Raw genomic sequence first — 12,053 nt, 5'->3', positions numbered from 1 at the left:
TAGGAGCCTGTTATGGCCACAGATGTCGAGATCGCTCTACAGTTCAGCCCCCTGCCTATCACCGAAATCAGTGAAAGACTGGGCATAAATAGTGACCACCTTCACCCTTTTGGTCGGGATATCGCCAAGATAGACCTAAAAGCGCTAACCCAGAACAAACAAAAGCCAGGCAAGCTAATTCTGGTTTCTGCTACGACACCGACCCCCTCCGGTGAAGGTAAAACCACCACAACGATCGGGCTGGCTCAAGCATTTTCACAGTTGAATGAATCAGTATGTATGGCACTACGCGAGCCGTCACTCGGGCCTTGTTTAGGCATGAAAGGGGGCGCGACTGGTGGAGGCTATAGTCAGATAATGCCCGCCGACCGGATCAATCTTCACTTTACCGGTGATTTTCATGCCATCACCAGTGCTAATAATCTGGTATCCGCCGCCATCGATAATCACATCTATCAAGGCAATGACCTGGGTATCGACCCCCGACAGATCGTCTGGCGACGGGTGATGGATATGAACGACCGAAGTCTGCGTAACATTGTCCTCGGCCTCGGCGGAAAAATGCAGGGGATTCCGCGGGAAGGAGGCTTCGATATTACCGCCGCCTCTGAAGTCATGGCGATGCTCTGCCTTGCTGAAGATGCTGAAGACCTGAAGCGGCGCCTGGATCGCACGCTAATTGGCTATACCTACGCAAGTGAACCCGTCTATGCTGCTCAGCTCAAAATTACCGGCGCGATGATGGCCCTTCTGCGGGATGCGCTTCAACCAAACCTGGTACAAAGCTTTGAAGGCACACCAGCCTTTGTTCATGGAGGCCCTTTCGCCAATATCGCCCATGGTTGTAATAGCGTTATCGCCACCCGAATGGCGATGCAATACGCCGACTGGACTATCACTGAAGCCGGTTTCGGCTTTGATTTGGGTGCCGAGAAGTTCTTCGATATCAAGTGCCGCACAGCTAATCTGGACCCTGATGCCGTGGTTTTGGTCACCACCGTACGGGCATTGAAAATGCACGGCGGTAAATTGAAAAACAATTTGGAAACAGAAGATCTTGTAGCGGTACAACAAGGGCTGGGGAATCTGGATAAACACATTGAAAGTGTTGCGATTTTTAATAAACAACCCGTCGTAGCGCTGAATCGGTTTGCCACCGATACCGATGCTGAAATAGCGATCATTCGAGAGCGTTGCGCGGCGCATGATGTCGCCTTTGCGGAAACAACCCACCATGCCGATGGTGGTAAAGGGGCTATCGAACTGGCCAAAGCGGTCATCCGGTCGGTGACTCAGAACGCACCCTTTAAGCCGCTGTATGATCTGGATTTAACGGTATTGGAGAAGGTCCGGGCAGTCTGCAAATCAATGTATGGCGCAGACGATGTCGCATTTACAAAAGATGCCGAAAAAGACCTCAAGTTAGTCCAACAACTTGGGTTAACTCATCTGCCAGTGTGTATCGCCAAAGCCCCCAGCTCACTGTCAGATGACCCGGAACTACACGGCAGACCACGGGACTTTGAAGTGACCGTTAGGTCGATTCAAATTAATGCAGGGGCGGGGTTTCTGGTCATCCTGACCGGTAAGATCATGCGTATGCCCGGACTACCAAAAGAGCCCGCCGCCAATGGTATTCAACTACTCAAAAACGGTGTCATCGAAGGGCTTGAATGACGACAGCAGATAGCAATAGTTAAGCACATTTCCCCTCATCCAGCCGGAGTCTGTCGTAGAGATTCACCCCCAGGGCGATACCGATCAGCATCGCTATGACGGTGACAAAACCGGACGGAGAAAATGCGGGCAGGGCTAGCAATAGCTGCGAGTCATTGCCTCCCATTGCCAGGGCTGCACCCAGCCCCATCAAAATACCCGCCAGCAAGTGAATCAACCAGACGTTCCAGCGTGGGAATCTGAATTCAAACTGTTTGATCCGCCAAGCCGCGAGAATCATGCCGCCAAGCAACGCGAGAAGCAGATAGTATCTTGGTAGTAGCGGCCACCTTGTACTTTCACCATGCAAAGCTGCAGCGCTCAGATCATGTAGCAGACCACTGGGCGTCCAACCAGGCTCATACAAGAAAAGAAAACTAGCAAGAAGACCTATTCCCATCATGCCAAGCCAAAGCCCTTTACGTAATCTGTCACCCAGTAAAGCCCAGACAGTAATCGCGACAGACAAACTAGCAAGGGCAACATAAGTAAGTGTTGATGGTGCGGGTAATTCAGTAGCGGCGGTATCTAGTTCTGCATTCGCCAACGCACACCAGCCAATAATCCAACCAGCCAAGGTTGCCAGCATCTGCAAATGCCCGCGTGATAGTTTGCTCAGCGTCGATACGCCACAGCCCTGATTAAAAGCCGTGCCTAACCCAAACAGTAAACCTCCCAAAGCAAACCAGCCATTGGCCTCATAGACTTTAAACGGAAGACTGCCGCCCATAAAGATAGCAGTAGATGCTGCCACCCAGGCCCACACGCCCGATAAAAGAATGGCCAGCATAAACATCGGATTCCCGCCCAGCCACTCTTTTATACCCCGTACCATGCACAGGCCCGTGCTTTGAGCCAGATAACCCAGCAGAACAGCCAACAATAGCGCGCCAAGAAAGAAAACCATTATTTTTCACCTTTATAAGCTTTAACCATAATAGCCCAGACTGATTTTTAGCTGAAAAGTGAACATTAAGATCGGTTTAGCCAAACAGGCAAACCAAATACCCATACGAAACTTGCGTCTAAAGGATACTTTATCCTCTGATTGAATCCTGTAATGTCTAAAACTCACAAGCAGTGCAATGGGTAGGTTTCCGATGAGTGACTGGCCTTTTTTAATACAGACATATCGCAAAGATAACGGGCTGAAGCAAGATGCTCTGGCCTATCTGCTAAGTGTCGACCAAACTACCATCTCACGCTGGGAGCGAGGTAAAGACACGCCATCACTGGCCATTCAAAAACGCTTACGCGACCTGTTCCTCACCAAAGAAGATAGCGCCTTAATGGCGGCAACCCGCATGGTTCGATCTGCATTTGGCCGAGCAACCATCACTATACCCGGCACCAAAATCATCGAAGTGTCAGACGGCTATGCTGAGCATTTCAAATCCAGCCGCAACGATATGAAAGGAGCGCTAATACGCCATTTTGTCGGCGATGACTTTTACGAAAGGTACATGGTGCCCGTGGGGGATATAGGAATCTACAGTGGAGAAATTGCCCGTGTTGATTACGTCGCCCCAGTCATTTTTGATGATGGTTCTTCCGGCTATAGCCAATCCTCCGTGGTACCGGTTTTTAACGCAGGTTCAGTCTATACAGTGTCACAAAGCCAGTTTGTAAGTGAACAAGTTTTCCGCAGTCGCCCCCCTATTCGGATATACCGTTTTGATGAATTGATTGATTAGGAGATTTATTCGATGACCACCTCAACACTCTGTACTAACAAATTATTAATGACCGCTCTGTGCAGTGCATTAACCGTCTGGATTCTCACACCGGTTTTTATCCAATTCGGTGAAACATTGATCCAAACAAGCGGACAGTTTATTCAGGATGCAAATCAAAACGTGCAAAACCGCGTACTGCCGTCACTCTGCATGACATCGGCTGACTGATTTTTTCGAATCATCTCGTTCAGTCGCTGACTCCACCTAAAAACACCTGTGAAGATTGTTGTTTGAAATAAAGTACTGCTGAAAAATAAAGCCGTCGATCTGCTTTATTGAGGAAGTGCTGAAATGAAAACACTCATAAAAAAACTATGTGTAATACTAGCAACCCTGCTTTGGATTCAAACGGCACAAGCCGCCAATAAACTCACCCAACTGTCAGAAAACGCCTATGTCTTTTTGGGCACAGAGGACTATTCGGCCAATAATAGCTATGGCGCGAATGCCGGTATTATTATTGGCGACAAATCGGTTTTAGTTATCGATACACAGATCTCTTCGCTGCGGGCACAGGAATTTATTCAAGCGATTCGCGAAATCACTGACAAACCTATTCGCTATGTTTTAAATACCCATTTTCATTCGGATCACACCTTTGGCAATGCTGACTTTTCTGCATTAGGCGCAACTATTATTTCTCATCACATGGCTGATGTGTATATGAAGAAGTGGTCACAAAAAATTCTTGATAACGGCTGGTCAGGACTGACCTCCGATCAGGCGCAAGGAACCCGTATTACTTATCCAGATATGACTTTCCAAGACAAACTGGTTATCGATTTAGGCGGTATAAAACCCGAAATTATATTCCACACTCACTCCCATACTCAGGGCAGTGTATTTGTGCACCTGCCTAAACAACAAATAGTCTTCGCCGGAGATGTCTTATTCAATGACTATCACCCGAATATGAGCGCCTCAGACGTTGCTGGCTGGGTTAAAACACTTGATCTGATAAGTGCGTTGAACGCCAAAACAATTGTCCCAGGACATGGAGAGCTCTCCGTAAACAAAGACCTGACTGAGCTACGCAGTTACTTGCTATTCTTTGATGAGAAAGCGAAACAGTTTGCTGAAATGTCAGATGACAGAAAAGAGGTACAGCTAAAACTTCTAAAGGTATTGCCCCATCGCGCCCATGGTGAGAGCGCGATAAACTCCAGCCTGAAGTGGAAATATATGCGCAAGCCTGCATCTGCAAGTAAAACCCAAAAGTAGTGCAGCCTGCTAAATCAAACTCTTCGGCATCCACCGCAGAAATACAGTAAAATGCCCGCTTTACTATAACTAAGTAACGTCAAGAGCGGTTTAAGCCCGCTCTTTTTTCGGGTTTTTATCAGATGATACGTGTTTCAAATATTAAACTGCCGCTGGATCATGACGAGCAGGCTTTCACCGACGCCATTTTAACAACTCTGGGCATCACCACAGAGCAGCTCACCACGGTGGAGATACGCCGGCGCGGTTATGATGCCCGCAAGAAGAACACGATCTTCCTGATCTATACCCTCGATATCGACACCACCATTAACGAAGCGGTATTGGAAAAACACGCGGGCAATCAATCGATTCGCCTGACGCCTGATATGACTTATAAGTTCGTCGCTCAGGCACCAACCGATCTGCAGGAACGCCCATTAGTCATTGGCTTTGGTCCCTGCGGACTGTTGGCAGGTCTGGTGCTGGCGCAGATGGGCTATAAGCCGTTGATTATTGAACGCGGTAAAGCGGTACGAGATCGGACTAAGGACACTTTTGGCTTCTGGCGTGAGAAAAAATTAAACCCGGAATCCAACGTACAGTTTGGTGAAGGCGGCGCTGGCACCTTCTCTGACGGCAAGTTATCGACTCAGATTAAAGACCCGAAGCAGTATGGTCGAAAAGTTCTGACCGAGTTTGTCGAAGCCGGCGCGCCGGAAGAGATTATGTATGTCAGCAAGCCGCATATTGGTACTTTCAGACTGGTATCGATGGTCGAAAAAATGCGCGCTAAGATTATTGAAATGGGCGGAGAGATCCGTTTTAGCGCCCGGGTAGATGATCTGCATATCGAAGCGGGCCAGGTCACCGGCATAACTCTGGCGAATGGCGAAACGATAAAATCTAAGCATATCGCCCTCGCGATCGGTCATAGCGCCCGTGATACCTTTCAGATGCTATTCGATAAGAATGTTTATATGGAAGCCAAGCCCTTCTCGGTCGGTTTCCGTATAGAACACGAACAGTCACTGATCGATCAGGCCCGGTTCGGTAAGAACGCAGGGAACCCCATTCTTGGTGCGGCGGATTATAAGCTGGTGCATCACTGCAAGAGCGGTCGTTCCGTATACAGTTTTTGCATGTGCCCTGGTGGCACCGTAGTTGCAGCCTCCTCTGAAGAGGGTCGGGTCGTCACCAACGGTATGAGCCAGTACTCCCGTCAGGAACGTAACGCCAACAGCGCTATCGTAGTAGGAATCGACCCTGCCGATTATCCCGGCAATCCACTAGCCGGTATCGACCTTCAACGGCAATTAGAAAGTAACGCCTATCTGATGGGAGGCGAAAACTACGATGCTCCAGCTCAGAAAGTAGGCGATTTTCTTAAAGGCGGTTCATCTGAAGCACTCGGCACCGTTAAACCTTCATTCAAGCCCGGTATAAAACTAACCGACCTATCGAAAGCTCTGCCCGATTTCTGTATTGAAGCTATTCGTGAAGCAATTCCTGAATTTAACAAGAAAATCAAAGGCTTTGCCAAAGACGATGCACTACTAACTGGCGTTGAAACCCGTACCTCCTCTCCGGTTTCGATTAAACGAGGCCATGATATGCAGAGCATCAACACTCAGGGCTTATACCCTGCAGGGGAAGGCGCAGGTTACGCCGGTGGCATTATGTCAGCAGCGATCGACGGTATTAAAATAGCCGAAGCGATTGCGCTGAGCATCAACGAGCAGCAGGGGTAACGCCGAAAAGCTCTCATACAGAGAACTGACTCAGGAGCGAGAGCTCACCTTGCTCCCGTCAGTCAGTTCTGCAGGGGGATAGAGCACGATCTGCTCGCCCTCCTCGAGGCCGCCCAAGACTTCAGCACTGATACCGTTGTTATGATCAACCTCTACAGTCCTCAGCGCTGCCACACCCGACTCAATCACATAGACCGCCCAACGGCTGCCCTCCCGGAATAAAGCGCTGGAGGGAACAATTAGTGCGTCAGACTGCTCCCAGATAACGATACGAGTCTCTACTCTGAAGCCATGCCCAAGGCTGGCACGCTGTTCGATATCACCCACAAACTGAATAGTGGTTTTAACCCGTTGCTCTTCGACCCCCAGGGCGGAGAATTTAGTAAACCCCCAGGGTTCAACTTTCTCAACGACACCCTTCAGTGCATCCGCGCCGCCCCAGTTTTCGATAATCACCCTATTACCCGCCTTTACCTTTACCGCATCGGTAGAGAGCAGTTCTACAACCACTTCCAGGGCTTCGTTGATATCACCAATCTCCAAAATAGCCTGCCCAGCCGGCAGCGTCGTTTCACTTTCCTGTAGCACCCGCAGAATACTACCGGAGTGCGGTGCCAGTATGTTGATCACGTCAGAGCCTGCTGCACTGTTATCGGTCTGCCCCGGAACAAAGGTAATCAGCTGTGACCGGGCGGTTGCCAGATCCGCCTGACGCATTGAAATAGCGGCTTTTGCCATATCCAGCTGGGCGCTGGTCGCTCGAGAAGTCCGCTTAGCCTGATCCAAAGCAGATACACTGATCGCTCCGCGTTTTTGAAGATCACTGATACGCGCAAGTTCTGCACTGCTTAATTCGGTATCAGCCATCGCTTTATTCAGCTCTGCCCGGGCCAGTCGTACCGCCGCTTCCGCAGATGAAACAGCGGCACGGGCCTGTTCACGACTGCGGCTATCCAGTGCCACAGGGTTGGATGGCAGCATACGGGCTATTACCGTTTTATTCTGAACAACCCGGTCACCCGGCTCAACATCGATACGTAATAGCCTTCCGGTAACCGGCGTTGAGACAACATAGGCATCCCGCACCTGTGTTTTACCCTCATCGTCGATGGTTTCATGCATTGCCCCCCGCTGGACAGCACCAACATCCACCAGCAGTGGTCGTGGCATAAACGCCCAGACCAACAGCAACACGATAACAGCAACACAACCCAGTAATAACCAGTGTCCCGACCGTTTTGATGCCATAACGTCTCTACTCCCTCACTTTCAAAGCTGAAACCAGATCTATCCGGTCGATATCTCGCTTTACCAACCAGCCGGACAACAGTGCCGCGATAATCACCGCCAGCGCCGCTATGCCATAGCTTTGCGGCACAAACACCGCCGATACCCGGTAAAGATCGGTACTGAAGCCTTCAGATATCGCAAACACCAAAAAATATCCGAGCAGTCCGCCCAACGGTAACGCCAGTAACGTAATAATACTCAGCTCAGCCAACAGCACAAACGCTGTTTCCCCACGGGTAAAACCTATGACTCTGAGACTGGCAAGGTCCCGGGCCCGCTCAGCAAAAGCGATACGCGCACTGTTATAGACGATACCAAAAGTAATCACCCCGGCGATGGCCGCCATCAGATAGCGCACCGCGCCAGCGCTGGTGTCAATCAGCGTCTGAAACGCCTCCCGGGCCTCCTGCTTAAGACTCACCCCAGCAATCGCTGGTAACAATTTAATCTGCCTATAAATTGCATCCTGCTTTGCACTGTCGATACGCAGATAGGCCCCTGATACCCGATGCGGTTCGCGCAGCACACGATTAAGGCTATCCAGTGCCATATAAGCAGGCGAACCAATTAATGAATCTGCCACCCCCGTCACCGGCACCTGTAGCTGCGGTTGACGCCCCTCTCTGACATCCAGACTCAACATATCTCCCGGGTTCACCTGGAGAATATCCGCCAGCGCGACAGCCAGCACAACGCCCTCTGTACGCAGCGGGATCGCTTGCTGTCGAACATCCAGCGCCCGGTTAAGTCTGGCAGCTGGAGGTAACCCGGTAACCGCTCCGCGGTAGCTGTGCTGCCCATTGCTGAACAGAACAGCAACGGTGCGGACCGGCTCCACCTCTATAACACCATCGATGCTCTGTAATTCATACAAAACCTTGTCAGATAGCGGCTCAACGAAACTTACCGATAGATCACTCCGATCGATCAGACTAAAACTCAATTCCAGCGTTCGGTCAAAAGCACTCATTACATTGAGCATCGCCACCGCCAGCGACATACCTGCTGCTATGCCGATCACTCCACCTGCAGCCCTGCCGGGCTGGCGCAGTAGCCGCCGGGCAACCATCCGCCCCGGCGGGTCCAGAAAGCGCTTTAGAAATGAAGCCAGCGCAGCAGAACGACTATAGTCTGCGGGCGCCGGTGGCTGCATCGCCACCGCCGGGGTGAGACGAAAAACAGACTGCAACACCACCATTCCACCCGCTGCCGCGGCCAGAATACTCACCAGGACCCCGATGAGAAACGTTATCGGATCAACCTGAAACAACAGAAAAGGAAATTTGTAATAGCTTTGATATACCTGCGCCAGACTTCTACCGGAGAGCACCCCCAGCAAGCACCCGATCAGCGCCCCGCCAACGGCGATAACAAAAACAAACTTCATATAATGTAGCGTGATTTCAACGTCTCTGTAGCCAAACGCTTTCAGCAGACCGATCTGCTCCCGCTCCGCCTGAATCATTCTGGAAACAACGATATTGAGCAGAAAGGCCGCCACCGCCAGAAACACCGGCGGCACCGTACGACTGGAGACCCTCAGACCACTGATCTCCTCTTCGATAAAACGATTAGACACATGATCCGCCAACCCATAGGCGCCCAACCCCCCATAGGGTTCCAGCAGAGTATCGACCCGATCGAGCATCGCAGGCAGGGAACTGTCTGCAGAGGCTCCCAGCAGTAGTTGATTGAAGGCACCGTTCATATCGTAGACGGCCGCCAGCGCCGATTGGCTCATCCAGATCACCGCAAACCGGGCATCATCGGGCACAAACTCTCCAGGAGCCGCTGAATACAGAAATTCGGGAGCCTGTGCCAAACCAACGATCCTGAAAGCTCTGCGGGCTCCGTGCATTGTTGCAGACAAAGAATCACCGGGATTCAACCCATGGGCTCTGGCAAAATCCTGCAACAGGATGATTTCATCCTCATGGGAGGGATCGGGACGCCTTCCGGACGTAAGGTAGATATCATTAAGTCTGGCCTCTCCCCGATCAGGCAGCGATACAGCCTGAGCGCTCAGCGGCAGTGGCTGGCCCTGAATATTAATCAGCGCACTGCCGGTCACCCTGCCTGCGACTGCCGTTACACCTTCTAATTCAGCTATCCGATCCAGTAGTGACTGGGGAGCCCGCTGCAAAGGAGCAAAGACCTGCGCAAGTCGATGGCGCTCATAATAGGCCGTTCGGGTATCTTCAAGCGACCGAACTAAACCATTCATCATCACCAGCATCAGTACACCCAGAGCGATCACCAGTGCAATCGCCATCACCTGCCCCTTCATGCGCCACAAGTCTCGCAATAATTTACGATTAAGCGGTGAGATTCCTATTAGGGCAGGCATAAGACGATACTCACCAGACAAGATCTTGGGCTAAGGTTTTTTGAGTGTTCAGATCAACCTTTCTAATCAGTCCGTCAGCAAAATGGATCACCCGATCGGCCATACCCGCAATCGTTGCGGCATGAGTGATAATAATCACCGTAGTACCCAGTTCCCGATTCACCTGCTGCAGCACCTCCATCACCTGTCGGCCACTGGTACTATCCAGTGCCCCGGTGGGTTCATCACAAAACAAAACTCTGGGTTGCTTTGCCACCGCCCGGGCAATTGCTACCCGTTGCTGCTCACCGCCTGACAGCTGCGCCGGGAAATGATCCATCCGTTCACTCAGCCCCACCAGTGCCAGAGCCTCTTCCGGGCTAAGTGGGCTTTCGGCAATTTCGGTCACTAGCTCAACATTTTCGCGCGCGGTAAGACTTGGCATCAGATTATAAAACTGGAAAACAAAGCCGATATGGTCACGACGATAGAGGGTCAGATCAGCATCTGACATGCCGCTCAGGCTTCGATCAAAAAAGGTTATGCTTCCCTCAGTTGGCTGATCAAGCCCCCCCAATATATTCAGTAAAGTCGATTTACCGCTACCGGAAGCCCCCAGTAAAACCACCAGTTCCCCTTGCAATAGCTGCAGGTCTACCCCTCGCAGGGCCGATACTGCAGCCGGACCCTGACCATATACCTTAGTCAGCCCGGCAGTGCTAAAGACAACTTTGGCGTTTTCTGAATCCATATTTTCAATATCTGCGCTAAGAATCATTAACTATAAGAATACAAAGGGACTTGATGTTGCGCACTGAAAAATTATAGCCTCCAATAAAAAATATAACCCATAAATAAAAACGCCGGCCCTGATCTAAACCAGGGCCGGCGTTGGTAGATTATCTGGCTGTCAGACTAATCGGTCGGAAGCTGGCGTTTCCGGCAGAGCCTGATCAAAGAAGCCTTCGGTATGGATCATATCGTCCTGAGCACCTAACTGTTTTGCTGCAGAGATACAGGTATCAACAAATTCAGGGCTGCCCGCAATATAGATCGCATGCTTTGACAGGTCTGGGTAGTGATCTTTGAGAATATTAGGAATACGGCCACTGAGCACTCCCTCTTTCTCTTCCTGAGTTAAAGTTGGAATAAACTTAAAACGACGATGACGTACATTCCACAACTCTAACTGCCCCTTACAATAGAGATCTTCCTCTTTGCGGGCTGAGAACATCAGGTGAACCGGCTTATTATATCCACGACGCAATGCTGCATCCGCCAGGCCCATTATCGGTGCCAGACCGGTGCCTGCCGCCAGACAAAGTACCGGAGCATCGGTACCAGGGTCGCCGATAAACGTTCCATATGGACCAGACAGGTTAACCATCGTACCCGGGAGCACTTCATCATGTACCCAGTTACTGGTTTCCCCATCAGGCACTCGGGTGATCTGCAGTACAATCTCGCCATCCGGACGAGGAGCGTTAGCAATTGAATAGGATCGTGGTGTTACAGTGCGGGAAGTGTTCGTCAGACTCACGTATTGACCGGGCCAGAAACGAATGGCTTCACCAACCGGGCGTAGACGAATCTCAGCGATACGGGGAGTACGTTCGATCCGATCGACAATCATGCAGCGAACGTTTTCCTTAGGCGGAAACAGTTTCGGCATCGCGTCATCGGTTCCCCAGTCGATCTCAAGCGTCGGACTGAGCGGTTTACACATACACATCAGGCCAAAGCCCTCTGCTCGCTCTTCCTTAGATAACGCCATATCCATCACCAGGCCCTGGTCAAACTCGCCTTCCAGGACCTTTACTTTACATTCACCACAAGCACCTGCCCGACAATTATTCGGTAGGGCATAACCGGCATTTTCAAGGGTTTCCAGTACGGTTTCACCGGATTTAGCTTCAACTTCTTTACCTGACGGGGATAAACGGATCGTAGTCATACTTACCTCCGGGCTCTGATCTGCACCAGCTAGCCCTGTAACAGCATATTATTCTTATATAAAACAAAGCAGCCGATCGA

At 50.8% G+C, this 12,053-nt stretch carries 10 protein-coding genes; 5 read left to right on the top strand and 5 right to left on the bottom strand.

The genetic code is table 11. The features are described from left to right. Window positions 1–12: 12 nt before the first annotated feature. Window positions 13–1,677: a formate--tetrahydrofolate ligase gene (locus tag AMJAP_RS00460; protein ID WP_019621149.1), complete on the top strand. Its 1,665-nt coding sequence runs from the start codon at window positions 13–15 to the stop codon at window positions 1,675–1,677. Window positions 1,678–1,696: 19 nt separating this feature from the next. On the opposite strand, the gene AMJAP_RS00455 is transcribed toward AMJAP_RS00460, so the two are convergent. Continuing rightward, window positions 1,697–2,623 (bottom strand): YeeE/YedE thiosulfate transporter family protein, encoded by a 927-nt coding sequence (locus AMJAP_RS00455; RefSeq protein ID WP_019621150.1) that lies wholly within the window; start codon window positions 2,621–2,623, stop codon window positions 1,697–1,699. Between the two features lie 193 nt (window positions 2,624–2,816). Here AMJAP_RS00455 and AMJAP_RS00450 point away from each other — a divergent pair, with 193 nt between their 5' ends. The 4 genes from AMJAP_RS00450 (at window position 2,817) to AMJAP_RS00435 (ending at window position 6,403) form a co-directional block, all read left to right on the top strand. Further along, the gene (locus AMJAP_RS00450) at window positions 2,817–3,410 is read left to right on the top strand and encodes a helix-turn-helix domain-containing protein (protein ID WP_019621151.1); all 594 of its coding nucleotides are present in this window, start codon (window positions 2,817–2,819) and stop codon (window positions 3,408–3,410) included. A 12-nt stretch (window positions 3,411–3,422) separates the two neighbouring features. Next, window positions 3,423–3,620 (top strand): hypothetical protein, encoded by a 198-nt coding sequence (locus AMJAP_RS00445; protein WP_019621152.1) that lies wholly within the window; start codon window positions 3,423–3,425, stop codon window positions 3,618–3,620. Between the two features lie 123 nt (window positions 3,621–3,743). Then, the gene (locus tag AMJAP_RS00440; RefSeq protein WP_019621153.1) at window positions 3,744–4,673 is read left to right on the top strand and encodes an MBL fold metallo-hydrolase; all 930 of its coding nucleotides are present in this window, start codon (window positions 3,744–3,746) and stop codon (window positions 4,671–4,673) included. Window positions 4,674–4,795: 122 nt separating this feature from the next. After that, the gene (locus tag AMJAP_RS00435; protein ID WP_019621154.1) at window positions 4,796–6,403 is read left to right on the top strand and encodes an NAD(P)/FAD-dependent oxidoreductase; all 1,608 of its coding nucleotides are present in this window, start codon (window positions 4,796–4,798) and stop codon (window positions 6,401–6,403) included. 30 nt (window positions 6,404–6,433) lie between these two features. Here the strand turns inward: AMJAP_RS00435 and AMJAP_RS00430 are convergent, their stop codons facing one another. The 4 genes from AMJAP_RS00430 to AMJAP_RS00415 form a co-directional block, all read right to left on the bottom strand. Beyond that, on the bottom strand, window positions 6,434–7,651 hold the full coding sequence (locus AMJAP_RS00430) for an efflux RND transporter periplasmic adaptor subunit (RefSeq protein ID WP_019621155.1): 1,218 nt from the start codon (window positions 7,649–7,651) through the stop codon (window positions 6,434–6,436). Between the two features lie 7 nt (window positions 7,652–7,658). Further along, on the bottom strand, window positions 7,659–10,040 hold the full coding sequence (locus AMJAP_RS00425; protein ID WP_040404193.1) for an ABC transporter permease: 2,382 nt from the start codon (window positions 10,038–10,040) through the stop codon (window positions 7,659–7,661). Between the two features lie 10 nt (window positions 10,041–10,050). After that, a complete protein-coding gene (locus tag AMJAP_RS00420; protein ID WP_040404294.1) occupies window positions 10,051–10,770 on the bottom strand; it encodes an ABC transporter ATP-binding protein in 720 nt (239 codons plus the stop codon). Window positions 10,771–10,929: 159 nt separating this feature from the next. Next, window positions 10,930–11,973, bottom strand: a complete 1,044-nt coding sequence (locus tag AMJAP_RS00415) for a 2Fe-2S iron-sulfur cluster-binding protein (RefSeq protein WP_019621158.1) — start codon at window positions 11,971–11,973, stop codon at window positions 10,930–10,932. Between the last annotated feature and the right edge of the window lie 80 nt (window positions 11,974–12,053).

This window comes from Amphritea japonica ATCC BAA-1530, assembly GCF_016592435.1.
Lineage (GTDB): Bacteria > Pseudomonadota > Gammaproteobacteria > Pseudomonadales > Balneatricaceae > Amphritea > Amphritea japonica.
The sequence above is the reverse complement of the archived record's forward strand: the minus strand, read 5'-3'. Positions and strand labels throughout refer to the sequence as shown.